Source organism: Clostridium sp. SGI.024, from assembly GCF_050315195.1.
GTDB lineage: Bacteria > Bacillota > Clostridia > Clostridiales > Clostridiaceae > Clostridium.
Genome location: NZ_JBNPON010000006.1, coordinates 66,386 through 91,206 on the forward strand (window position 1 = coordinate 66,386; position 24,821 = coordinate 91,206).

The 24,821-nt window shown below is 29.7% G+C and carries 23 protein-coding genes; all 23 read left to right on the forward strand.

The features are described from left to right. Positions 1–40 precede the first annotated feature (40 nt). The 23 genes from codY (at position 41) to ACQRD5_RS03640 (ending at position 24,813) form a co-directional block, all read left to right on the forward strand. On the forward strand, positions 41–817 hold the full coding sequence (codY, locus tag ACQRD5_RS03530; protein WP_291625172.1) for a GTP-sensing pleiotropic transcriptional regulator CodY: 777 nt from the start codon (positions 41–43) through the stop codon (positions 815–817). 225 nt (positions 818–1,042) lie between these two features. After that, a complete protein-coding gene (gene rpsB / locus ACQRD5_RS03535) occupies positions 1,043–1,744 on the forward strand; it encodes a 30S ribosomal protein S2 (RefSeq protein ID WP_291625171.1) in 702 nt (233 codons plus the stop codon). An 84-nt stretch (positions 1,745–1,828) separates the two neighbouring features. Next, positions 1,829–2,740 carry a translation elongation factor Ts gene (gene tsf, locus ACQRD5_RS03540; protein WP_291625170.1) on the forward strand — a complete coding sequence of 304 codons (912 nt, stop codon included), beginning with the start codon at positions 1,829–1,831 and terminating at the stop codon, positions 2,738–2,740. Between the two features lie 68 nt (positions 2,741–2,808). Beyond that, positions 2,809–3,525: a UMP kinase gene (pyrH, locus tag ACQRD5_RS03545; RefSeq protein WP_291625169.1), complete on the forward strand. Its 717-nt coding sequence runs from the start codon at positions 2,809–2,811 to the stop codon at positions 3,523–3,525. 9 nt (positions 3,526–3,534) lie between these two features. After that, positions 3,535–4,092: a ribosome recycling factor gene (gene frr, locus ACQRD5_RS03550; protein ID WP_291625168.1), complete on the forward strand. Its 558-nt coding sequence runs from the start codon at positions 3,535–3,537 to the stop codon at positions 4,090–4,092. Positions 4,093–4,146: 54 nt separating this feature from the next. Then, positions 4,147–4,908, forward strand: a complete 762-nt coding sequence (locus ACQRD5_RS03555) for an isoprenyl transferase (RefSeq protein ID WP_291625167.1) — start codon at positions 4,147–4,149, stop codon at positions 4,906–4,908. 15 nt (positions 4,909–4,923) lie between these two features. Beyond that, the gene (locus ACQRD5_RS03560; protein WP_291625165.1) at positions 4,924–5,718 is read left to right on the forward strand and encodes a phosphatidate cytidylyltransferase; all 795 of its coding nucleotides are present in this window, start codon (positions 4,924–4,926) and stop codon (positions 5,716–5,718) included. 205 nt (positions 5,719–5,923) lie between these two features. Continuing rightward, entirely contained in the window at positions 5,924–6,880 is a 957-nt protein-coding gene (locus tag ACQRD5_RS03565; protein WP_291625164.1) for an AI-2E family transporter, read from the forward strand. An 18-nt stretch (positions 6,881–6,898) separates the two neighbouring features. Next, complete coding sequence (gene dxr / locus ACQRD5_RS03570; protein ID WP_291625163.1) at positions 6,899–8,059, forward strand: 1-deoxy-D-xylulose-5-phosphate reductoisomerase; 1,161 nt, start codon at positions 6,899–6,901, stop codon at positions 8,057–8,059. Positions 8,060–8,071: 12 nt separating this feature from the next. Next, positions 8,072–9,091, forward strand: coding sequence for a M50 family metallopeptidase (locus ACQRD5_RS03575; protein WP_291625162.1), 1,020 nt, complete (start codon positions 8,072–8,074; stop codon positions 9,089–9,091). 13 nt (positions 9,092–9,104) lie between these two features. Further along, a complete protein-coding gene (ispG, locus tag ACQRD5_RS03580) occupies positions 9,105–10,154 on the forward strand; it encodes a flavodoxin-dependent (E)-4-hydroxy-3-methylbut-2-enyl-diphosphate synthase (RefSeq protein ID WP_291625161.1) in 1,050 nt (349 codons plus the stop codon). 106 nt (positions 10,155–10,260) lie between these two features. Further along, positions 10,261–14,595 carry a PolC-type DNA polymerase III gene (locus tag ACQRD5_RS03585; RefSeq protein ID WP_291625160.1) on the forward strand — a complete coding sequence of 1,445 codons (4,335 nt, stop codon included), beginning with the start codon at positions 10,261–10,263 and terminating at the stop codon, positions 14,593–14,595. Between the two features lie 248 nt (positions 14,596–14,843). Further along, on the forward strand, positions 14,844–15,308 hold the full coding sequence (gene rimP / locus ACQRD5_RS03590) for a ribosome maturation factor RimP (RefSeq protein WP_291625159.1): 465 nt from the start codon (positions 14,844–14,846) through the stop codon (positions 15,306–15,308). Positions 15,309–15,324: 16 nt separating this feature from the next. After that, positions 15,325–16,425 (forward strand): transcription termination factor NusA, encoded by a 1,101-nt coding sequence (gene nusA, locus ACQRD5_RS03595; protein ID WP_291625158.1) that lies wholly within the window; start codon positions 15,325–15,327, stop codon positions 16,423–16,425. Between the two features lie 14 nt (positions 16,426–16,439). After that, a complete protein-coding gene (rnpM, locus tag ACQRD5_RS03600) occupies positions 16,440–16,703 on the forward strand; it encodes an RNase P modulator RnpM (protein WP_291625157.1) in 264 nt (87 codons plus the stop codon). Next, positions 16,696–17,010 carry a ribosomal L7Ae/L30e/S12e/Gadd45 family protein gene (locus ACQRD5_RS03605; RefSeq protein ID WP_291625156.1) on the forward strand — a complete coding sequence of 105 codons (315 nt, stop codon included), beginning with the start codon at positions 16,696–16,698 and terminating at the stop codon, positions 17,008–17,010. The genes rnpM and ACQRD5_RS03605 overlap by 8 nt, the downstream gene beginning before the upstream one ends. 15 nt (positions 17,011–17,025) lie before the next feature. Then, on the forward strand, positions 17,026–19,071 hold the full coding sequence (gene infB, locus ACQRD5_RS03610) for a translation initiation factor IF-2 (protein WP_291625155.1): 2,046 nt from the start codon (positions 17,026–17,028) through the stop codon (positions 19,069–19,071). 18 nt (positions 19,072–19,089) lie between these two features. Next, a complete protein-coding gene (gene rbfA, locus ACQRD5_RS03615) occupies positions 19,090–19,440 on the forward strand; it encodes a 30S ribosome-binding factor RbfA (protein ID WP_291625154.1) in 351 nt (116 codons plus the stop codon). Further along, positions 19,440–20,417, forward strand: a complete 978-nt coding sequence (locus ACQRD5_RS03620; RefSeq protein ID WP_291625153.1) for a DHH family phosphoesterase — start codon at positions 19,440–19,442, stop codon at positions 20,415–20,417. Before rbfA ends, ACQRD5_RS03620 begins: the two co-directional genes overlap by 1 nt. Continuing rightward, positions 20,417–21,295 carry a tRNA pseudouridine(55) synthase TruB gene (gene truB, locus ACQRD5_RS03625; protein ID WP_291625152.1) on the forward strand — a complete coding sequence of 293 codons (879 nt, stop codon included), beginning with the start codon at positions 20,417–20,419 and terminating at the stop codon, positions 21,293–21,295. Before ACQRD5_RS03620 ends, truB begins: the two co-directional genes overlap by 1 nt. 11 nt (positions 21,296–21,306) lie before the next feature. After that, positions 21,307–22,230, forward strand: coding sequence for a bifunctional riboflavin kinase/FAD synthetase (locus ACQRD5_RS03630; RefSeq protein ID WP_291625151.1), 924 nt, complete (start codon positions 21,307–21,309; stop codon positions 22,228–22,230). Positions 22,231–22,359: 129 nt separating this feature from the next. Beyond that, entirely contained in the window at positions 22,360–22,623 is a 264-nt protein-coding gene (rpsO, locus tag ACQRD5_RS03635) for a 30S ribosomal protein S15 (RefSeq protein ID WP_136004902.1), read from the forward strand. Between the two features lie 81 nt (positions 22,624–22,704). Beyond that, entirely contained in the window at positions 22,705–24,813 is a 2,109-nt protein-coding gene (locus ACQRD5_RS03640) for a polyribonucleotide nucleotidyltransferase (protein WP_291625150.1), read from the forward strand. Positions 24,814–24,821 lie beyond the last annotated feature (8 nt).

Below are 24,821 nucleotides of genomic sequence, written 5' to 3' on the forward strand. Positions count from 1 at the left end.
TTCTAAAAATTTAATGGTCTATTCGTAGGAGGAAGAGTGAATGTCAGCATTGTTAAATAAGACTAGAATGTTAAATAAGATATTACAAAAGTCAGGAACGGATCCTGTTGCTTTTGAAGATATATGTGAGTTGTTAAGTGATGTTTTATCATGTAATGTATATGTGACTAGTAGAAAAGGTAAAGTGCTTGGATATGCATTTTCTAAAAATTTCGAATGTGATATAATGAAAAAACAAGTATTAGATGAAAAAAGATTTCCAAAAGAGTATAATGAAAATTTATTAAGCATTAATGAAAGTATTGCTAATTTACCTAATGAAGGTGTATGTGTATTCGAAGATGCAGGTAAATGCATAATGGAAGATAAGATTACTACTATTGTTCCAATAATGGGAAATAGGGAAAGATTAGGGACATTGATACTTGCAAGATTTGCAGAACATTTTACTGATGATGATTTAGTTCTTGCTGAATATAGTGCAACTATAGTTGGAACAGAAATATTAAGAGCAAAACAAGTTGAAATTGAAGAAGAAGCTAGAAAAAAAGCAGTAGTTCAATTAGCAATAGGAACTTTATCTTATTCAGAACTTGAAGCTGTTGAGCATATTTTTGGAGAATTAGAAGGAAATGAAGGTCTTTTAGTTGCATCAAAAATAGCTGATAAAGTTGGAATAACTAGAAGTGTAATTGTTAATGCATTAAGAAAATTTGAAAGTGCAGGGGTTATTGAATCAAGATCTCTTGGAATGAAGGGAACACATATAAAGATTTTAAATGATAAATTATTAGATGAATTAAAAAAAATAAATTAACATAAACTAAAAACGTTAAATTAATAAGATTAATTTAACGTTTTTTAATATTAGAATAATTATTTGATTTATTAATATTTATATTAAAAAAATTGTTGATACTGTTAAAAGCTTGTGATATACTAACAAAGGTAAGAAATACACACATTATCCAATTTGTAGAGATGGTGCCTAAAAGGAAGCTTTACAAGAAGATAATGGAGGAAATAACCAGGAGGTAAGGAAATGTCAGTTATATCAATGAAACAATTATTAGAAGCAGGTGTTCATTTCGGACATCAAACAAGAAGATGGAACCCTAAGATGGCTCCATATATATTCACAGAAAGAAATGGAATATATATAATAGATCTTCAAAAAACTGTTAAAAAAGTAGATGAAGCTTATGAATTCATTAAAGAAGTTGCTGCAGAAGGAAAAGATATCTTATTTGTTGGAACTAAAAAGCAAGCTCAAGAAGCTATAGAAGAAGAAGCAATAAGATCAAACATGCACTTCGTTAACAATAGATGGTTAGGTGGTATGTTAACTAACTTCAAGACTATCAAAACTAGAATTAACAGATTAGAAGCTTTAAAGGCTATGGAAGAAGACGGTACTTTTGAAGTTTTACCTAAGAAAGAAGTTATAAAATTAAAAGGTGAAATGGAAAAACTAGAAAAGAACTTAGGTGGTATTAAGAACTTAGATGCTAACAATATAGGTGCTATATTTGTAGTAGATCCAAGAAAAGAAAAGAATGCTATCTCAGAAGCTAGAATTTTAGGAATTCCAGTAGTAGGTATTGTAGATACTAACTGTGATCCAGAAGAAGTTGATTACGTAATTCCAGGTAACGATGATGCTATAAGAGCTGTTAAATTAATAACTGCTAAAATGGCTGATGGTATACTTGAAGGAAGACAAGGCGAACAATTAGCTGAGTAATAATATTTAAAAGGTAGGTGAGACATCTCATTTACCTTTTAACCTAGATTATAAGGTTTACAATAAGTTAGGAGGAATAACATTATGATAACTGCTCAATCAGTTAAAGAATTAAGAGAAAAAACTGGCGCAGGAATGATGGACTGCAAAAAAGCTTTAACAGCATCTGAAGGAGATATGGAAAAAGCTATTGAAATATTAAGAGAAAAGGGTCTTGCTGCTGCTGCTAAGAAAGCAGGAAGAATTGCTGCTGAAGGAATTGTAAAAACTTACATATCAGAAGATGGTAAATCAGCTGGTATAGTTGAATTAAACTGTGAAACAGATTTCGTTGCAGCTAATGAAGAATTTGTTAACTTTGCAACTAGATTAGCAGAAATGGCTTCTGTTACTGCTGCTAAAAACGTAGAAGAATTTGTTGCTGAAAAGTTTGATGCTGAAAACACAGTGTCAGAAGCACTTACAGCTTTAATAGCTAAATTAGGCGAAAACATGACAGTAAGAAGATTTGATAAATTCAATGTTGCTAATGGTGTGGTTGAAAGCTATATCCACGGTGGCGGAAGAATTGGTGTTGTTGTTGAATTAAACTGTGAAGCTGATAACACTGCTGTATTAAAGGAAGTAGCTAAAGATGTTTGTATGCAAGTTGCAGCTGCTAATCCATCATTCTTAAGCAGAGAAGATGTTGATACAGAAGAATTGGAAAAAGAAAAAGAAATTTATAGAGTTCAAGCTTTAAATGAAGGAAAACCAGAAAACATTGTAGAAAAGATGGTAATGGGAAGAATTCAAAAGTACTATAAAGAAGTATGTCTTTTAGATCAAGCATGGGTAAAAGATGGCGATAAGAGCATAAGCAAATACCTTCAAGAAAAATCCAAGGAAGTTGGTTCTCCTATAACTATCAATAAGTTTGTAAGATTCGAAAGAGGAGAAGGTATCGAAAAGGCTGAAGATAACTTTGCTGAAGAAGTAGCAAAGATGAGTAAGTAATACAAAGGAGGACACATATTGTGTTCTCTTTTTTTAGGAAACAACTTATATGAATGGAGGTACTAAGAATGGAAAAAAGTCAATATAAGAGAGTTATACTTAAGGTTTCAGGGGAAGCATTAGCAGGAGAAAATGGATTCGGTTTTGATTTTGATATTGTAAAAAGAATAACATTAGAAGTAAAAGATCTAGTAAACATGGGTGTTGAAGTAGGTTTAGTTGTAGGTGGCGGAAATATATGGAGAGGTAGAAGTGGAGAAGGTATGGATAGATCACAAGCTGATCATATGGGAATGCTTGCTACTTGCATAAATGCATTAGCACTACAAGATTCACTTGAACAAAATGGTGTAATGACTAGAGTTCAAACTGCTATAGAAATGAAAGAAATTGCAGAACCATTTATAAGAAGAAGAGCTGTAAGACATTTAGAAAAGGGAAGAGTTGTTATTTTTGCAGCTGGTACAGGAAATCCATATTTCTCAACTGATACTACAGCAGCTTTAAGAGCAGCTGAAATAGAAGCTGATGTAATACTTTTAGCTAAAAAAGTAGATGGAGTTTATGACAAAGATCCACATAAATATGACGATGCTAAAAAATATGATACTCTTACTTATATAGAAGTACTTGAACAAGGATTACAAGTTATGGATTCTACAGCTACATCTTTATGTATGGATAACAATATTCCAATCTTAGTATTTGGATTAGATGAACCAGGAAATATAAAAAGAGCTATTTCTGGTGATAAAATAGGAACTTTAGTTTCATCTAAAAAATAGGAGGTTATTATGATTAAAGATATTATAGTAAAAGCAGAAGAAAAAATGAAAAAGACTATTTCTGTACTTAAATCAGATTTATCAACTTTAAGAGCTGGTAGAGCTAACCCAACAATGTTAGATAGAATTAAAATTGATTATTATGGAAGCCCATGCCCATTAAGTCAAGTAGCTAATATTTCAGCACCAGAGCCAAGAGTATTAGTTATATCACCTTGGGAAAAAAGCTTAATTAAAGAAATAGAGAAAGCTATATTAGTATCAGATTTAGGAATTAATCCATCTAATGATGGAAGTGTTATTAGATTAGTAGTTCCAGAATTAACAGAAGAAACTAGAAAAAATCTAGTTAAGGTTGTTAAGAAAACTGGAGAAGAAGCAAAGGTTGCTTTAAGATCTATAAGAAGAGAAGCTAATGATAAAATCAAAACATTGAAAAAAGATGGTGACATAACTGAAGATGAATTAAAAACTTCAGAAGAAAAAGTTCAAAAAATTATAGATGGCTATGTTAAAGAAGTTGATTCTTTAGTTGCGGCAAAAGAGAAAGAGATTATGTCAATTTAAAACCTGCCATTAAGCAGGTTTTTTCCATATAAAATGGTGGAGGAACATAGAATTATGTTTAATGTTTTTAAAACTAGTAAAAGTAAAAATAAAAAGTTTGAAATAGCTATAGATAAAAATAATATTCCTGAGCATATTGCTATAATTATGGATGGAAATGGCAGGTGGGCTAAACAAAGAAAGCTTCCAAGAACAATGGGCCATAAAGCAGGTGTAGAGACAATTAGAAGAGTTATAAAAGAAGCTCATATTTTAGGAATAAAATATCTTACTTTATATGCTTTCTCAACTGAAAACTGGAAAAGACCTCATGATGAAGTTTCTGCACTAATGAAGTTATTAGTAGAGTATTTAAGAAGTGAACTTGCTGAACTAAATAAAAATGATGTTGTCATTAGAGTCTTAGGAGATATAAATAAACTTCCAGGAGATGCACAAAAAGAAATATTAGAGGCTATTGAAGTTACAAAGAATAATAAAGGAATAGTACTTAATATTGCCTTTAATTATGGTGGAAGAGATGAAATAATTAGAGCAACAAAACTTATTGTAAAGGAAGTAGAAAAAGGTAATATAGATATAAAGGATATCAATGAAGAAGTATTCCAAAAATATTTGTATACAAGTGATATTCCAGACCCAGATTTAATTATAAGACCATCAGGAGAGCAAAGAATAAGTAATTTCCTATTGTGGCAATGTGCTTATTCAGAGTTTTGGTATTCAAATGTTTGTTGGCCTGATTTCAAAAAAGAACACTTACATCAAGCTATTTACGATTATCAAAATAGAGACAGAAGATATGGTGGAGTATAATATTGAGGTGGAAAAATGAAAATAAATAGTAGATATATAGGAGCGGCAATGATAGCACCATTTATAGTGTTTATTTTACTAGGTGGTGTTTGGCTTAAGGGATTTACAATCCTACTATCAATATGTGGATTATATGAATTTTATAATGCTTTAAAGGTAAAAAAATTTAACCCTATATCTGTAATAGGATATATAGTTTTAGCAGTATTTTATTTAATAGGAAATGATTTTAGCAATTTGATATATATATTTGTATTAGCTGCTATAATTTTATTAATAATACCTGTAATTAATTTAAAATATACATTTATTGATGCTTCAATAACCTTATTAGGGTTTTTATATGTAGGAGTACTATTTAGTTTTATTCCTATTGTTAATAATAAAACAGGTGGTAACTTTTTAGTATGGCTTATATTTATAGGCTCTTGGGGAGCTGATACTTTAGCATATTATTCTGGAAAATACTTAGGGAAGAAGAAATTATGCCCTGAAGTAAGTCCTAAAAAAACTATAGCTGGAGCTGTAGGAGGACTTTTAGGAAGTACAATAGGATGTGGAGTGTTTGGAATTGTAATATCTTCTTATTTACCAGAGATTCAAATAATACACTTCTTTCTAATTGGAGCTTTATGTGGAATTATGGGGCAATTTGGAGATTTAGTTGCCTCATCAGTTAAAAGATATGTGGGAATTAAAGATTACAGCAATTTAATACCAGGTCATGGTGGTATCTTAGATAGATTTGATTCTATATTATTTAATTCAGCAGTAGTTTTTTATTACCTAACATTTATTATAGGTATTTAGATTTATCCCTTGGTGGAGCTGATATAAAGCAGCTCCATATTAATATATAAAATTAATATAATAGGTATTTTATAAGCTCCTAAGGGGAGCTTTTTTCATTTTATGATTATTTTTAAATTAAGTAAATTGTAATAATTAATTTAAAGGTAATGTATTATAATTTTAATTAATATAATCATAGTATGAAAAAATAAGGAGTAATGCTATGAAATTATATAATACCTATGGGAAAATAATTAATTTACTTATAATCTTTATTATTATTTCTATAATAACCATAATAATAAAAAATTATTTTAAGCCTTTTTTTATATTGTTAATTCTGGTATTTATAACTAATCCAATATATAAATTGCTTTTAAGAAGTAATATTACTAAATCACTTTCAGCAATAATAAGCATTATATTGGTTAATTTAAGTTTTTTTATAATATTATTTTATTTTGGGAATAGACTATTTGAGTTTTTTTATAAATTTTATAGAAATAATATGGTGACTGTAGATTCATTTATTAATAGTATTAAGGTGTTTTTAAATTTAGATATAAATAAAACATTACAGAGTATAGGTAACTTTTTTAATAGTAATATGTTAATGAAAAGTGCTATATTTACTGGAGATGGGGTAATATCATATTTTTTAGCTAATGTAATTAATTTTTTTATATTAATTGATAAGGAAAAAATATATAATGTTATAAACAAAGTCTTTCCAGAAAATCTAGTTGTAAATATTATTAGTAAGAGTAAAAACTTACGAGATGTATTTAAAATAGAAATAAAGCTTATATTATTTAGTGCTTTAATTATTACAATAGGCTTCAAAATTTTAGGTATACCTAATAGTTTATTTCTTGGAAGTTTATGTGCAATTTTTGATATACTTCCTTTTGTGGGAACAACAATTGTTTTTATACCAATTATAATATACAATATTATAATGAAGAGGTACTTGTTAGTAGTTGGATTAATTTCTTTGTATATATTAGAAAGATTTACTAGAGAAATTTTAGAAGCTAAATTTTTAAGTAGTAAACTTGATATTCATCCAATTATAGTAATAGTATCTATTTACGTAGGTGTAAATATGTTTGGATTTATTGGTATAATTGCAGGTCCGATTTATAGTATAATAGCAAAAGACTTAATTTATAAAGATTAGGTTAAACAGGAGGAAAACATGAAAAACATTTCAATTTTAGGAGCTACAGGCTCAATAGGGACTCAAACCTTGGATGTAATTAGAAATTCTAATAAGGAGATAAATTTAATTGGTATTAGTGCTAATTCGTCTGTTAATAAAATAATAGGGATTATAAATGAATTTAATCCAAAATATGTTGCCATGATGGATGAGCAAAGTGCTAAAGCTGTTAAGGAGTATTGTTTATCTAATAATTTGAATATAACAGTTTATTCAGGAATTGAAGGGTTAGAAAAAATAGCATCTTTAAAAGAAATAGATATGGTTGTAACTTCAGTTGTTGGAATGATAGGATTAAGACCTACACTAAAAGCTATAGAAGCCAAAAAGGACATAGCCTTAGCGAACAAAGAAACACTAGTAGTTGCTGGTGAGTTAGTTATGAAGAAAGCAAAGGAAATGGGCATAGATATTTTACCTGTTGATTCAGAACATAGTGCTATATTTCAAGCTTTGAATGGATATACTGAAAAGGATGTAAATAAAATTATTTTAACAGCTTCTGGTGGACCATTTAGAGGAAAAAATATAGAATTTCTAAAGAATGTTTCTGTAGAAGATGCATTAAAGCACCCAAAATGGAACATGGGTCAAAAAATATCAATAGACTCTGCTACTTTAATGAATAAGGGGTTAGAAGTTATAGAAGCACATTTCTTATTTAATTGTCCTTATGAAGATATAGAAGTAGTGGTTCATCCACAAAGTATAATACATTCAATGGTTGAGTATAAGGATGCTAGTGTTATAGCTCAATTAGGATCACCTGATATGAAGCTACCAATACAATATGCAATAAATAAAAAAGAAAGAAAAAATGCAGTTGCAAAGAAGCTTAATTTTTATGAAGTTGGTACTTTAACTTTTGAAAAGCCTGATTTAGACACCTTTAAATGTTTAAAACTTGCTTATGAAGTTGGTAAGGAAGGTGGTTTAGCTCCATGTATATTAAATGGTGCCAATGAAGAAGCTGTTGCCTTATTATTAGAAAGGAAAATAAAATTCTTAGATATACCTGAAATAATTGAAGAGGCATTAGAGGAGTTTAAAGATGAAAAGAATAAAGAAATAACAATAGAAAATATAATACATTTAGATAATAGGGTTAGAAAATATATAAGAGCTAGATGGAGTTAGGAGGAAAATAAGTTGTATATTATTTATGCTATATTAGGTTTTAGTTTACTTATAATAGTACATGAACTTGGACATTTTATAATGGCAAAAGTAAATGGAATAAAGGTTGAAGAATTTGCAATAGGTATGGGTCCAAAGATATTTTCTACTGAGGGAAAAGAAACAAAATATTCAATTGGTTTGTTTCCTATTGGTGGATATGTTAAAATGATGGGGGAAGAGGAAGCTGTTTATGACGAAAGAAGTTTTTCTTCAAAATCACCTCTTAGAAGAATAAGTGTAGTTATAGCAGGTGCATTTATGAATTTCTTACTAGCTATAATTATCTTTACAGTATTTTTAAATAAGTTTGGATATAGTTTGCCAAAGGTAGATAGTTTAATAGAAAATATGCCTGCTATAGAAGCTGGTTTAAAAGAGGGAGATAAATTCTTAAAAGTTAATGGTAGTAAAGTATTTTCATCAGATGACTTGACTATTGGTATTAATTTAGCTAAGGATAATCCAATCAATTTCTTAATAGAAAGAAATGGGGAGAAAAAAGAAATTGTTGTTACTCCTAAGTTAGTAGAGGAAAATGGAAGGGAAAAGTATATGATTGGCTTTGGATTTGAAAGAGTAGAAAATCCAGGCATAGTTCAAAGTTTTAAACAAAGTTTTAAAGAAACTGTAGCTGTAATAAATCAAACTTATAAAAGTCTTAAAATGATGCTTACTGGCAAAGTTAACTTTAAAACTGATGTTGGTGGTCCTGTTTCTATTATTAGAATGTCTGGAGAAGCCGCAAAAAATGGTATATGGAATCTTATGTACTTTATAGCCTTTATTAGTATAAATTTAGCAGTATTTAATATGTTACCATTCCCTGCTTTAGATGGAGGATGGACAGTGCTGTTAATTATAGAGCTTATTACTAGAAGAAAAGTTCCAGAAAAAATTGTTGGAGTTATGAATTATGTTGGACTTATGCTTTTATTTGGACTTATGATTGTAGTAACTATAAAGGATGTACTATTCCCTATACAATTATAGGAGATGAAATAAAATGGAAAGAAAAAAAACAAGAAAAGTTAAAGTTGGAACTTGTTATGTAGGTGGCGATGCACCTGTATCAATCCAATCAATGACAAATACAGATACTAGGGATGTGGAAGCTACATTAGCTCAAATTAATACATTATATGAAGCTGGATGTGAAATAATAAGATGTGCAGTTCCAGATAAAAAGGCTGCAGAAGCATTAAAGGAAATTTGTGAAAAATCACCAATTCCAGTAGTTGCAGATATACATTTTGATTATAAGCTTGCTTTAGCAGCAATTGAAAATGGTGTTTCAGCATTAAGAATTAATCCAGGTAATATTGGTAATATAGAGAAAGTTAAAATAGTTGTTGAAGCTGCTAAATCTAAAAATATTCCTATGAGAATTGGTGTTAATTCAGGTTCTCTAGAAAAGGAAATATTAGAAAGAGATGGAAAGCCAACAGCAAAAGGATTAGTTGAATCAGCTTTAAAACATGTTAAGATACTAGAAGAACTAGATTTTTATGATATAGTTGTATCTATTAAATCTTCAGATGTAACTATGATGATAGATGCATATAGGTTAATGAGTGAAAGCTGTGATTATCCATTACACTTAGGAGTAACAGAATCAGGAACTCCTTTTAGAGGAACTATTAAATCAAGTATTGGACTTGGAACCCTTTTAGCAGAAGGTATTGGAGATACTGTTAGAGTTTCCTTAACAAGTGATCCAATAGAAGAAATAAGAGTTGCTAAAGAAATATTAAAAGCCTTAAAACTTAGAAAGAGTGGATTACAATTTATATCTTGTCCTACTTGTGGAAGAACTCAAATAAATTTAATAAAAATAGCCCAAGAAGTAGAGAGCAGATTAGAAAAAATAAATAAGAATATTAAGGTTGCTGTTATGGGATGTGCAGTTAATGGACCAGGAGAAGCAAGAGAAGCTGATATTGGAATTGCTGGAGGAAATGGCGAAGGCTTAATATTTAAAAAAGGCTTAATAGTTAGAAAAGTAAAAGAAGAAGACTTAGTAGAAGAGTTAATGAAAGAAATAGAAAACATGTAATGGGATTAATTGACAATGAATAATGAATAATTAAGGTGATATAATACTTAATAGTCATTTTACATTGTCAATTTCTTATTATATATGCTTAGAAGGGGGTGCTTCATTGAGTGAAAATGCTTTAAAGCTTATAAAGAAAGAAATTAACAAAGAGGATTCTTTAGAAGATAAAGAAATCAATATTATAAAATTTCAATTTTTTAAAAAAAGTAATATTCTTAAAGTTGTCCTTAGGGGTAAAGATGGATTAAATAACGAAGAAGAAGATAAAGTAAAAAAAGCTATTAAAAAAGCTTTAAATATAGATGTTAATATTGAAGTCCTCTTTTATAGAGATATTTCTTCCTTAAGTATAGAAGAGGTTGTTGAAAAACATTGGCTTGAAGTTATAGGAAATATTTTAAAAAAAGTTCCATTATCAAAAGCAGTTTTAACTAAAGGAATAAAGAAAATAGATGGTAATACTATTACTATAACTAGTGGATATGAAAAGATAAATGAGCATTTAAATACTAAAGGTGTACCAAAACAAATTGCTTTAAATATAGAAAGTGTTTTTGGACTAAAGACAAAGGTTAATTTAGATTATGATAGTACTTTAGAAATAAAAAATAATTATGAAGAAAAAATAGAACAAGAAAGAGAAGTATTAAAAGAAATATTTAGTGGAAGAACAGTGTCAAAGGAAGTTACTCATAAAAATGAAAAAACTGATGATAATAAAGGTCAAAAGCCTAAGAAAACTTATGAGAAACGTGAATTTAAGAGAGAAGCAAAAAGTGAAAATAGTATTTTAGGAAGATCTATAAGTCAGGAAGCTACATCAATTAATGAAATTGATGAAACATCAGGTATTGTTGCAGTAATTGGTGAAGTATTTAAAACTGATATAATAGAAACTAAAACAGGTAAAACTATTCTTACTTTCTTTATTACTGATTATACAAGTTCTATTACAGTAAAATGCTTTTTAAAACCACAAGAAACAGAAGAAGTGTTAGATGATGTAAAAAAAGGATTGTATTGCAAGGTAAGAGGAGAAGCGGTTTATGACACCTATGCTAGAGAAGTAGTTATAATGGGAAGAGATATACTAAGAATGAGCAAAATTGAAAGGATGGATGGAGCAGAAGAAAAGAGAGTGGAGCTTCATTGCCATACTACAATGAGCGCAATGGATGGTGTTGCTTCTGCAACTAAAATAATTGAAAGAGCTGCCAAATGGGGACATAAAGCAATTGCTATTACAGATCATGGTGTGGTTCAGGCTTTCCCAGATGCACAAATAGCTGCAAAGAAAAATAAAATTAAGGTGTTATATGGAGTAGAAGGATATTTAGTTAATGATGGTATTCCTATAGCTATTAATGATAAAGGTGAAGATTTTAATGATACATTTATAGTATTTGATATTGAAACTACTGGTTTTTCATCTTATAATGATAAAATTATAGAAATTGGCGCTGTAAAAATTCGAAATAAGGAGATAATAGATACTTTTAGTGAATTTGTTTATCCAAAATGTAGAATACCATATAAAATAACAGAATTGACTAGTATAACTGATGAAATGGTAAAAGATGCAGATCCAATTGAAGTAGTATTACCTAAGTTTATGAAATTTATTGATGGTTGTGCAGTAGTTGCTCATAATGCAGCCTTTGATACAGGATTTATAAAGAAAAATTGCAATGATTTAGGTTTAGAATTTACATCAACAATTGTAGATACAGTACCATTAGCAAGATTTTTGTATCCGGATTTAAAAAGGGTTAAGCTAAATTTAGTTGCTAAATACTTAGGTGTATCACTTGAAAATCATCATAGAGCAGTTGATGATGCTAAAGCTACAGCAGAGATTTTTTTGATTTCAATTAAAAAAATGATTGAAGAACTAAATATAAACAATATTGAAGAGTTAAATAAAGAATTCCTTCAAAAAATGGATATTAAAAAGGAAAAAACATTCCATATAATTATTTTTGCTAAAACTCAAAAAGGAATGAAAAATTTATATAAGTTAATTTCAGAAGCTCATCTTGATAATTTCCATAAGCATCCGAGAACTAGAAAAAGTAGACTTATGGAAATGAGAGAAGGACTTGTTATAGGATCTGCTTGTGAAGGTGGAGAAGTTTATAGAGCTGTATTAGATGGAAAATCTGATGAAGAAATTAAAGAAATAATGAGTTTTTATGATTATTTAGAAATTCAACCAATTGCAAATAATAGATATTTAATAGAAAAAGGAAATGTTAAAGACGAAAATGAACTTAGATCTTTAAACGAAAAGATATATAAATTAGGAAAAGAACTTAATAAAATAGTAGTAGCAACAGGAGATGTACATTTCTTAGATCCACAAGATGAATTTTTTAGAAGAATAATAATGGCAGGACAAGGATTTTCGGATTGTGATAATCAGCCTCCTCTTTATTTAAAAACTACAGAGGAAATGCTTAAAGAGTTTTCTTATCTAGGGCAAGAAGTAGCAAAGGAAGTTGTTGTAACTAACCCTGGAATTATAGCAGATTCTATTGAGGTATTAAAACCAATTCCAGATGAAACTTATCCACCTAAGATTGAAGGTGCTGATGATGAGATTAGAGAAATGACCATGAAGAAGGTCCATTCAATATATGGAGATCCATTACCTGAAATAGTTCAAAAAAGACTTGATAAAGAATTAAATTCTATTATTAATAATGGATACGCAGTGCTTTATTTAATTGCACAAAAATTAGTTGCTAAATCATTAGCAGATGGATACTTAGTTGGTTCAAGAGGTTCTGTTGGATCTTCCTTTGTTGCCACAATGTCAAACATAACTGAAGTTAATGGACTTCCACCACATTATGTTTGTCCTAATTGTAAGAATTCAGAATTCTTTTTAGATGGTTCAGTTAGTTCGGGAGCAGATTTAGAAGATAAGAATTGCCCAAAATGTGGAGCACAATATATTAAAGATGGTCATGATATTCCATTTGAAACCTTCTTAGGTTTTGAAGGTGATAAGGAACCTGATATAGACCTTAATTTCTCTGGAGATAACCAAGGTGAAATACATAAATATACAGAAGTTTTATTTGGTAAGGGATATGTATTTAAAGCTGGAACTATAGGTACTATAGCTGAAAAGACAGCTTATGGATATGTAAGAAAGTATTTAGATGAAAGAGGAATTAGAGCTACAAGTGCTGAGATAGAAAGATTAACTATTGGATGTACAGGTATTAAAAGAACTACTGGTCAGCATCCAGGTGGAATTATGGTTGTTCCAAGTGATAACGAGATTTTTAATTTTACACCTATTCAAAGACCAGCAGATGATCCTACATCAGATGTAACTACTACACATTTTGATTACCATTCAATATCTGGTAGACTGTTAAAGCTTGATATACTAGGACACGACGATCCTACTATGATTAGGATGCTTCAAGACTTAACTGGTGTAGATCCCAAAACTATACCTTTAAATGATAAAAAAGTTATTTCTTTATTTACCTCTCCAGATGCTTTAGGTGTAACTAAAGAAGAGCTTGGATGTGAAGTTGGTAGTTATGGTCTTCCTGAATTTGGTACTAAGTTTGTTAGAGGGATGTTAGTGGATACTCAACCAAAAAGCTTTGCAGATTTAGTTAGAATTTCTGGGCTTTCACATGGTACAGATGTTTGGCTTAATAATGCACAGTATTTTATAAAGGAAGGTTATACTACATTAAAAGATTGTATTTCTACAAGAGACGATATTATGGTTTACTTAATGTATGCTGGTGTACCGCCTAAGATGGCTTTTACAATAATGGAAAGTGTAAGAAAAGGTAAGGGTTTAACAGAAGAATTTGAAAAAACAATGAAAGAAAATAATGTTCCAGATTGGTACATTGAGTCTTGTAAAAGAATAAAATATATGTTCCCTAAAGGCCATGCAGTTGCATATGTAATGATGGCTGTGAGAATAGCTTATTTTAAAGTTTATTATCCAGAAGCATATTATGCAACATATTTTACTGTTAGAGCTGATGACTTTGATGCAGACCTAATATGTAAGGGGGCTGGTGCTATAAAAGCAAAATTAGATGAACTTTATGCATTAGGTAATAAAGTAACAGCAAAAGATAAAGGCTTAATTACAGTGCTAGAACTTTCATATGAGCTTTACGCAAGAGGTCTTAATTTTAAGAGAGTTGATTTATATATTTCTGAAGCTACAAAATTTACAATAGAAGAAGATGGGATTAGACCACCTATTAGTGCACTTCAAGGTGTAGGTGAAAATGCAGCAAAAAGTATTGTTGAAGCAAGAAAAAATGGAGAGTTTATATCTAAAGAAGATTTAAGACTTAGATCAAAAGTTTCAAAAACAGTAATAGAAACATTAAGTAATCATGGATGTCTTGAAGGAATGTCAGAAACAAATCAATTATCTTTATTTTAAACTAGTATAATAATTATATATAAGGGAAGTAATAAATATAATGGGATTAATAAATTGCTGTCTACCCCCTTGTATTAATTAGGAAATTGTGTTAGGATAAAAAAGAAGTAATTTACTAATAGCTGAAAATGTGAGTGGGAGTGAAAATGCCCGCTCTTTCTATTTAATTGCAACTACCATTTAGTTGCTTTTTTTATAGAGTGCTAAGCTAGTAAAGCTTTATAAAATTGAATATAAAGGAGGTTAATATGAAAGTTGATGCATTATTAGAAAAAATTTATCAATTAGTAAGACCTGTAGCAGAAGAATTAAATTATGAAATTTATCACATTGAGTATGTAAAAGAGAATGGAGAATATTATTTAAGAATATATATTGATAAAGATGGTGGAATAACTTTGACAGATTGTGAAAAGTTATCAAGAAGAGTAAGCGATATTATGGATGAAGAGGATCCTATTCCAGTTGCATATTTTCTTGAAGTATCATCTCCAGGTTTGAATAGAGGATTATTTACCGATGATCATTATAAAAAGCAAATAGGAAAAGAAGTTCTTATTAGATTTACAAAGTCATTTGAAGGCAGAAAAAATGTAAAAGGTATATTAAGGGAAGTAAATGAAGATTCAGTTGTAGTTGAATATGAAACAGAAAAGTTATTTACTATTCCAAAAGATAAAATAAAGACAGCAAATTTAGAAGGGGAAATATAATAAGGAGGAAATTAATATGAACCAAGAGTTTATAGTTGCTCTTAAAGAAATTGTAAAAGATAAGGGGATTAGCGAAGATTTAATTTTTACTACTATAGAAGATGCATTAGTTGCAGCTTATAAGAAGAATTATGCAAGCCCAACTACTTCTGCACAAAATGTAAAAGTAAGCATAAATAGAGAAACAGGAGAAATACATGTATATGCTCAAAAAGTAGTAGTTGAAGATGTATATGATTATGTAACTGAAATAAGTATAGAAGAAGCTAAAGAGATAAGTCCAAGATATGATCTTGATGATATAGTAGATTTAGAAGTTACTCCTAAAAACTTTGGTAGAGTTGCAGCACAACTTGCAAAGGGAGTAGTTACTCAAAGAATAAGAGAAGCAGAAAGAAATATAGTATATTCTGAATATAAGGAATTGGAATATGATATTATAACAGGAACAGTTCTTAGAAAAGATAAGGGAAATGTTTTTGTTAATCTTGGTAGAATAGAAACATCTATTGGACCAAACGAACAAATTCCGAGAGAAGAATATAAGTTTAATGAAAAAATAAAACTATATGTTGTAGAAGTTAAGAATGGATCAAAAGGTGCTCAAATTTTAGTTTCTAGAACTCATCCAGGATTAGTAAAAAGATTATTTGAATTAGAAGTGCCTGAAATTTATGAAGGAATAGTTGAAATTAAGAGTATTTCTAGAGAAGCTGGTTCAAGAAGCAAAATAGCTGTTTACTCAAATGATGAAAATGTTGATCCAATGGGGGCTTGTGTAGGACCTAAAGGAATAAGAGTACAAAACATTGTGAATGAACTTAAAGGCGAAAAAATAGATATAATTAAATGGAGCAAAAATCCAGAAGAATTTATAGCAGCTTCTTTAAGTCCTGCAAAAGTTTTAGAAGTTGTAGTTTCTGAGGAAAATAAATGCGCTAAAGTTGTTGTAGATGATAATCAATTATCACTTGCAATAGGTAAAGAAGGTCAAAATGTAAGACTTGCAGCAAAATTAACTAACTGGAAGATAGATATAAAAAGCAAATCACAAGCAGAAGCTTTGAAAAAAGAAGAATTAGATGATTTAAATGAAGAAATAGAAATATTAGAATAAGGGAGGATTTTTTTATGAAAGTAAAGAAAATTCCTTTGAGAATGTGTACAGGATGTATGGAAATGAAGCCCAAAAAGGAACTTATTAGAATAGTTAAAAGTCCAGAGGGAGAAGTTTCCGTTGATTTAACTGGAAAAAAGTCTGGAAGAGGAGCTTATATATGTAAGGATATAGAATGCTTAGAAAAGGCTTTTAAAACTAAAAGACTTTCAAGAAATTTAGACACAGCTATAGATAATGAAATATACGATAGATTAAGGAAAGAAATAAATGAGTAAGTTTTTTAATTTTCTTGGTTTAGCAAAAAGATCAGGAAGTGTAATTGAAGGCTATAGCAAATGTGATGAAGAAAGAAATAGAAAAAATATTTTCTTATTTATAATATCTAATGATGCTTCAAATAGTACAAAAAAGAAATTTAAAAATCATTGTTTAACAAAAAATATAGTGTTTATAGAAGATTTCTCAAAAGAAGAGTTAGGATCTTCAATTGGAAGAGAAGAGGTTAAAATATTAGCTATTACTGATAAAAATATGGCTAATAAACTTTATACACTTTATGAAGAACAAAGTACAAAAATTTAACCGGGGGTGATTTTATTGTCAAAAATCAGAGTATATGAATTGGCAAAAGAACTTAACATAAGCTCAAAAGAACTTATAGAACTATTAATGAATGAATTTAGCGTTGATGTAAAAAATCATATGAGCGTAATAGAGGATGAAGATGCAGAGTTAATTAAAGAACTGCTTGGAGAAACAGCTAAGGATAGTGAAAAGACAATAGTTGACGAATATGAAGAAATATTATCTGAAGAAGTTAACAATCAAGCTAAAAAGAAGAAGAAAAAGAAAAATGATGATGCTTCAGATGCAATTGGTGAAGGTGGATCAGGAGTAGTTGAAATTGGAGAAACTATAACTGTTAAAGAATTAGCAGAAAAAATAGGTAAACCTACTGCTGACGTTATAAAAACTCTTATATTCACAGGAGTAATGGCAGGTATAAATCAAGAAATAGATTTTGCTACAGCTGAAAAAGTGTGCGAAAAATATGAGTGCTTAGTAGTTAAAAAAGAAGAAAAAGAAGAATTAGAAGTTGTAGAAGATGAAGAAGTAATAGAAGAAAATCTAGTTAAGAGACCTCCTATAGTTACAGTTATGGGTCACGTTGACCATGGTAAAACATCACTTTTAGATTCAATTAGAAAAGCAAATGTTACTGCACAAGAAGCTGGTGGTATTACTCAACATATAGGTGCTTATACTGTAAACTTAAATGGAGAAAAACTAACATTCTTAGATACTCCAGGTCACGAAGCATTTACTGCTATGAGAGCAAGAGGAGCACAAGTTACAGATGTAGTTATTTTAGTAGTTGCAGCAGATGACGGAATAATGCCACAAACTAAAGAAGCTATAAGTCACTGTAAAGCTGCTGAAGTTCCTATGATAGTTGCTATAAATAAAATAGATAGACCAGGAGCAAATATTGATAGAGTTAAGCAAGAATTAACTGAATATGAATTAGTAGCTGAAGACTGGGGTGGAGATACTATTTGTGTTCCTGTATCAGCTAAAACAGGAGAAAATATAGAACAATTACTAGAAATGGTTTTATTAACAGCTGAAATGGCAGAATTAAAAGCAGATCCTAAGAGAAAAGCAAAAGGAACTGTAATTGAAGCAAAACTTGATAAAGGAAGAGGTGCAGTTGCAACTTTACTTATTCAAAATGGTACACTTCATGTTGGAGATTCAATTTTAGTAGGTTCTACTTATGGTAGAATAAGAGCTATGTTTGATGATAAAGGAAAGTCAATTAAAAATGCTGGTCCATCAATACCAGTAGAGATTTTAGGACTTTCAGAAGTTCCATCAGCTGGAGATAGATTTGCTGTTGTTAAGGATGAAAAGACAGCTAGAAATATGGCTGAAATTAGAAAGCAAAAACTTAAAGATGAAAGTTTCCATTCAGCAAATAGAGTTTCACTTGAAGATTTATATAGCCAAATTCAAGAAGGAACTGTTAAAGAACTTGGCATAATTGTAAAAGCTGATGTACAAGGTTCAGTTCAAGCTATAAAGCAATCTTTAGAAAAATTATCTACTGATGATGTAAAAGTTAGAGTTATTCATGGTGGTGTAGGTGCAATTACTGAAACAGATGTTACACTTGCTACAGCATCAAATGCCCTATTAATTGGATTTAATGTAAGACCGGATTCAAATGCTTCTTCAATTGCAGATAAAGAAGGCGTAGATATTAAAACTTATAGAATTATATATGATGCTATAGAGGATGTTAAATCAGCAATGATTGGAATGCTTGATCCAGAGTATAAAGAAGTTATTAATGGTAAAGCTGAAGTTAGAATGGTTTACAAAATTTCTAGTGTTGGAACAATTGCAGGATGCTATGTTTTAGATGGTAAAATTATAAGAAATTCTGAAGTTAGAGTTATTAGAGATGGAATAGTAATATTTGAATCTACATTAGCATCATTAAAGAGATTTAAAGATGATGCAAAAGAAGTTAATGCAGGATATGAATGTGGTCTAAGTGTTGAAAGATTTAATGACTTAAAAGAAGGAGATATAATAGAATCATTTACTATGCAAGCAACTGAAAGAAAGCAGCTTTAATTAAAGAGGTGATTTTAAATGGCTAATTATAGAGGCGGAAGAATTAACGAAGAAGTTAAAAGAGAAATAAGTATAATTATAAGAGATGAAATAAAAGATCCAAGAATGACTGCTATGGTGTCTATTACATCAGTTAAGGTTAGTAAGGATTTAAGATATGCAAAGGTATTTGTAAGTATATTTGGTAAAAATGAAGAAGAAAAAAATGAAACCTTTGCAGCATTAAAGAGTGCAAGTGGATATGTTAGAAGAGAAGTAGGTCAAAGAATGAATTTAAGAAATACTCCTCAAATTATTTTTGAATTAGATGATTCTATAAGTTACAGTATGAGAATAGAAGAACTTATAGATAAAGTTAAGGATAAATAATGAATACATTATCTGATATTAGTAAAATAATATCAAATAGTAATAAAGTAGGCATTACCTATCATGTATCACCAGATGGTGATGCAGTAGGTAGTGCACTTGCACTATTAAATGGATTAAAATATCTAAATAAAAATGCTTATTTAATTTCAAACGACATTATTTCAGACAATCTACAATTCTTAAAGTCTTCTAATGAAGGAAATGGTTTAGTTACTGTACCAACTGAAGACACTGACATAGTGATTGTTGTAGATTGCGGAAATTTTGAACGTATATCTGCCGATCTTGAAAATTTCAATAAAACTATAATAAATATAGATCATCATTTATCCAATAATAAATATGGTGATTATAATTATGTTGATACAAATGCAGCAGCTACTGCTGAAATTATTTTTGAATTACTAGAAATATTAGGGGTAAATTTTAAAACCCCAAATAAAGAAATAAATGAAATAGGAACTTGTCTTTATACTTCACTAGTAACAGATACAGGTGGCTTTAGACATTCAAATGTAACTTCAAGAACACATAGAATTGCGTCAATATTAAAAGAAGTTGGTGTAAACAATACTTATATATATCAAAGCCTTTTTGATAATAATAGTTTTGAAAAGATAAGATTAATAGGAAAATCTATTAATAATATGGAGCTTCTATTTGATAGAAAGGTTTCTTTAATTATGATACCATTATCCTATGGAGAAGAGCTTGGAATAGAAATTGGTGATACATCAGATATAATATCTTTTGGCTTACAAATAAAAGGTGTAGAAGTGGCTGTTTTAGTAAAAGAAACTGATACTGGCGCTAAAGCAAGCTTAAGATCTAAAACTGATTTTGATGTTAGAAAAATAGCAGAAAAATTTGGTGGAGGGGGTCATTCTAAAGCAGCTGGAATAAAATTTAATGGAGTTACTTTAGAAGAAGCTAAGGATAAAATTTTAGATGAAATTAAGAAAGAGTTGTTATAATGGATGGAGTAATTAATATTTTTAAAAACACTGGTATGACTTCTTTTGATGTAGTGAGAATAATAAAAAAAATTGCTAATACTAAGAAGGTTGGACATACAGGTACATTAGATCCAGAAGCTTCAGGAGTTCTTCCGGTATGTATAGGAAAAGCTACTAAGATTATAGACTATATTATGAAATGTGATAAAGTCTATGAAGTAGAATTTAAACTTGGAATTAAAACTACAACTTATGATTTGGAAGGCGATATTATTGAAGAATTAGACCCATCCAGTTTAACTAATGAAAATATACTTCTTGCCATTAATTCATTTATAGGAGAATATAACCAAATCCCACCTATGTATTCAGCTTTAAAACAAAATGGCGTAAGATTATATGAACTTGCAAGGCAAGGAATTGAAGTTGAAAGAGAAGGAAGGCCTATAAAAATAATTAATATAGAAGATGTTAAAATAAATAATCCATATGTAAGCATGAAAGTAACATGTTCTAAAGGAACATATATTAGAAGTCTTTGTTATGATATAGGTAATTACTTAGAGGTTGGAGCTGCTATGACAAAACTAAAAAGAACTCAAACTTCTAAATTTACTGAAGAAGAATCGATTAATATTAAAGATATTAATTCGGAAAACATAAAGGATTATATAATAAGTATAGAAGATGCTTTAGATGCTTATGATAAATTAGTTGTTATAAACAAATATTCAAAACTTTTAATTAATGGAGTTAGAGTTTTTGATAGAAGGTTTACAAAAGAAGATTTTAAGCTAGAAAAACTATATAGAGTCTATGATGAGGATGGAATATTTATAGGACTTGGAAGAGCTAATCATCAAGGCTTTAAGATAGAAAAATTGTTAATTAATTAGGGGAGCAGGATATGATAGTAATAGATGATATTATTATGGATAATAAAGAAAGTGACAACTATGTTGCATTAGGTAGTTTTGATGGACTTCATTATGGACATTTATCCCTTGTAAGAAAAACAGTTGAAGTGGCTAGAGAAAAGAATGGTAAAAGTATGGTTTTCACTTATAAGAATCATCCTAAAACAATAGTTAAGCCTGACAGTGTACCTAAGCTAATTATGGATTTAGATACAAAGCTTGAGTATTTAGAGGAAGAAAATGTAGATATAGTAGTACTTAGAAGTTTTACAAAAGAATTTATGTCAATGGAAGCTGAAAATTTTATTAAATTACTTTGTGAAGATTATAATGTAAAAGGAATAGTTGTAGGATTTAATTTTAGGTTTGGACATAAAAATCTTGGAAATGTAGATGTGTTAAAAAATCTTCAAAAGAAGTATGGATATGAATTGTATATTATGGATCCATATACATATAAAGGCAATGCGATAAGTAGTACTAGAATAAGAAATTGCATTTTAGAAGGTGAAGTAAAGGAAGCTACTAATATGTTATCAAAGCCATATTCTATTAAAGGAAAAGTTATTCATGGAAGGCATATTGGAAGAACAATAGGATTTCCTACAGCAAACTTAGAATTTAATGATAAAATGGTGATCCCAGGTAAGGGGGTATACTATACTAATGTTAAATATAAAGATAGAGTTTTTAAAGGCATTACTTCAGTAGGGAATAATCCAACAGTAAATGGGAAAGAATTAACCATAGAAACTTTTATATTAAATTTTGATAAAATGATTTATGATGAAGAACTTAAAGTATATTTTATTGAAAAGATTAGAGGAGAAATGAAATTTGACTCAATAGATAAACTTGTTGCTCAAATCAAAAAAGATGAAGATTTTGCAATGAGTAAAGATATAATAATTTAATTATTATAAATTTATAATTTACAATAATAATATGATTTGTTATAATATCAAGGAAGAACCTAAACCTAAGATTTGAGGGTGCTATCTCATTTCATGGATTTAGGGGATAATTATACGGAGGTGCGAGTAATGGACGCAATAAGAAAGCAAGAAATAATTAAAGAACATGGAAGACATGAAGGAGATACTGGATCACCAGAAGTGCAAATAGCTTTATTAACAGAAAGAATTAATTCTTTAACTGATCACTTAAAGATGCACAAGAAAGACCACCACTCAAGAAGAGGTCTTTTAATGATGGTTGGTAGAAGAAGAGGTCTTCTAAACTACTTAGCTGAACAAGATATCGAAAGATACAGAGCTATAATCAAAAAATTAGGCTTAAGAAGATAGTCTTTAGAGCGGTTTTTAAGCCGCTCTATTATTTTAACATTTTTAAATGATAAGATATGAACCTTGAAGGGAGGTTACAAAATGAACAATGTAATGAAAACTACTGTAGCAGGCAGGGAACTTAAGTTGGAATTTGGTAATATTGGAATGTTATCAAATATAGCAGCCTTTATTAGCTATGGTGACACAGTAATTTTAACTAATGTAAATGCTTCAGAAAAACCAAGAGAGGGAATAGACTTTTTCCCATTAAGTGTAGAATATGAGGAAAGACTATATTCTGTAGGGAAAATACCAGGTGGATTTATAAAAAGAGAGGGAAGACCTTCAGAAAATGCTATATTATTTGGAAGAGCAGTAGATAGACCACTAAGACCTTTATTTCCAAAGGGATATAGAAATGATGTGCAAGTAGTTTGTACAGTAGTATCAGTTGAAAAAGATAATTTACCAGAAATTCTAGCAATTAATGCAGCGTCATTATCTTTATGTTTATCAAGCATACCATTTACAACACCTGTTGCAGCAGTACAGGTAGGGCTAATCGATGGAAACTTCATTTTAAATCCAACATCTAAAGAAAGAGAAGAAAGCACTCTTCAATTAACTGTTTGTGCTACAAATGAAAGAGTTATGATGATTGAAGCAGGTGGTAAAGAAATACCAGAAGAAGTAATGCTTAATGCTATTAAATTTGGTTTTGATAGCTGTCAAGAGATAATTAAATTCCAAGAAGAAGCAATGGCTAAATTCGGTAAAGAAAAGCAAGTGCCAGAATTGTATAAGCCTAGTAAAGAGTTAGAAGTAGAAATTAAAGAATTTGCTGGCAATATGATTAAAGAAGCTATGTGGATTACTGATAAGGATGAAAGAAATGCTGCTATGGACGAAGTTAATGAAAAAGTTTATGCAGAATTTGAAGAAAAGTATCCAGAGAACTTAGGTGATATTAAGGAAATAATATATGGACTACAAAAAGAAGTTGTAAGAGATATGCTTTTAAATCACCATAGAAGACCAGATGAAAGAGCTTTTGATGAAATTAGACCTATATCCTGTGAAGTTGGAATTTTACCAAGAACTCATGGAACAGGTTTATTTACGAGAGGATTAACTCAAGTTATGACTGTAGCTACTTTAGGTGCTGTTGGTGATATTCAAATAATAGATGGTATCGGAGAAGAAGAATCTAAAAGATATATGCATCACTACAATTTCCCAGGATACTCAGTTGGTGAAGTTAAACCTTTAAGAGGACCAGGAAGAAGAGAAATAGGTCATGGTGCTTTGGCTGAAAGAGCTTTAGAACCATTAATACCTTCAGAAGAAGAATTCCCATATACAATTAGATTAGTTTCAGAAGTATTGAGCTCTAATGGGTCAACATCTCAAGCATCTGTATGTGGAAGTACTTTAGCTTTATTAGATGCTGGTGTACCATTAAAGAGACCAGCTGCAGGAATAGCTATGGGTCTTATAACTTCAGAAGATTTATCAAGAGAAGAAGTGCTAACGGATATTCAAGGTATTGAAGATTTCTTTGCTGATATGGACTTTAAAGTTGCTGGTACTGTAGAAGGTATTACATCAATACAAGTAGATACTAAAATTAAAGGACTTAGCTTTAAAGTAATAGAAGATGCAATAATAGGAGCAAGAAAAGCTAGATTAGAAATTTTAGATAAGATTGAAGCTTGTATTCCAGAAGCTAGAACAGAAGTATCTAAATATGCACCTAAGACAGCTATAATAACTGTAGATACTGAAAAGATAAGAGATATAATTGGTGCTGGAGGTAAAGTAATAAATAAGATAATAGAAGAAACTGGAGTTAAAATAGATATTAAAGAAGATGGAACAGTATTCGTTTCTTCCCCAGACCATGAAGGTGTAAAAAAAGCAATATCAATTATCGAAGGACTAACTAAAGAAGTTAAAGCTGGAGAAGTTTACTTAGGTAAGGTTACGAAAATTGCTACTTTTGGTGCCTTTGTTGAAATACTTCCAAATAAAGAAGGATTATGCCATATATCTAAGCTAGACAAAGCAAGAGTTAATAAGGTCGAAGATGTTGTTTCAGTTGGAGACGAAATATTAGTTAAGGTAACTGAAATAGATAATCAAGGAAGAATTAATCTTTCAAGAAAAGATGCTTTAATAGATAGTTCTGAAGAGAAAAAAGAAGAATAATAAATATT

Bases quoted from the DNA above. Each gene is read 5' to 3' on its own strand.
- codY (WP_291625172.1), top strand. From the start codon at position 41: ATGTCAGCATTGTTAAATAAGACTAGAATGTTAAATAAGATATTACAA.
- rpsB (WP_291625171.1), top strand. From the start codon at position 1,043: ATGTCAGTTATATCAATGAAACAATTATTAGAAGCAGGTGTTCATTTC.
- tsf (WP_291625170.1), top strand. From the start codon at position 1,829: ATGATAACTGCTCAATCAGTTAAAGAATTAAGAGAAAAAACTGGCGCA.
- pyrH (WP_291625169.1), top strand. From the start codon at position 2,809: ATGGAAAAAAGTCAATATAAGAGAGTTATACTTAAGGTTTCAGGGGAA.
- frr (WP_291625168.1), top strand. From the start codon at position 3,535: ATGATTAAAGATATTATAGTAAAAGCAGAAGAAAAAATGAAAAAGACT.
- ACQRD5_RS03555 (WP_291625167.1), top strand. From the start codon at position 4,147: ATGTTTAATGTTTTTAAAACTAGTAAAAGTAAAAATAAAAAGTTTGAA.
- ACQRD5_RS03560 (WP_291625165.1), top strand. From the start codon at position 4,924: ATGAAAATAAATAGTAGATATATAGGAGCGGCAATGATAGCACCATTT.
- ACQRD5_RS03565 (WP_291625164.1), top strand. From the start codon at position 5,924: ATGAAATTATATAATACCTATGGGAAAATAATTAATTTACTTATAATC.
- dxr (WP_291625163.1), top strand. From the start codon at position 6,899: ATGAAAAACATTTCAATTTTAGGAGCTACAGGCTCAATAGGGACTCAA.
- ispG (WP_291625161.1), top strand. From the start codon at position 9,105: ATGGAAAGAAAAAAAACAAGAAAAGTTAAAGTTGGAACTTGTTATGTA.
- rimP (WP_291625159.1), top strand. From the start codon at position 14,844: ATGAAAGTTGATGCATTATTAGAAAAAATTTATCAATTAGTAAGACCT.
- nusA (WP_291625158.1), top strand. From the start codon at position 15,325: ATGAACCAAGAGTTTATAGTTGCTCTTAAAGAAATTGTAAAAGATAAG.
- rnpM (WP_291625157.1), top strand. From the start codon at position 16,440: ATGAAAGTAAAGAAAATTCCTTTGAGAATGTGTACAGGATGTATGGAA.
- ACQRD5_RS03605 (WP_291625156.1), top strand. From the start codon at position 16,696: ATGAGTAAGTTTTTTAATTTTCTTGGTTTAGCAAAAAGATCAGGAAGT.
- rbfA (WP_291625154.1), top strand. From the start codon at position 19,090: ATGGCTAATTATAGAGGCGGAAGAATTAACGAAGAAGTTAAAAGAGAA.
- ACQRD5_RS03620 (WP_291625153.1), top strand. From the start codon at position 19,440: ATGAATACATTATCTGATATTAGTAAAATAATATCAAATAGTAATAAA.
- truB (WP_291625152.1), top strand. From the start codon at position 20,417: ATGGATGGAGTAATTAATATTTTTAAAAACACTGGTATGACTTCTTTT.
- ACQRD5_RS03630 (WP_291625151.1), top strand. From the start codon at position 21,307: ATGATAGTAATAGATGATATTATTATGGATAATAAAGAAAGTGACAAC.
- rpsO (WP_136004902.1), top strand. From the start codon at position 22,360: ATGGACGCAATAAGAAAGCAAGAAATAATTAAAGAACATGGAAGACAT.
- ACQRD5_RS03640 (WP_291625150.1), top strand. From the start codon at position 22,705: ATGAACAATGTAATGAAAACTACTGTAGCAGGCAGGGAACTTAAGTTG.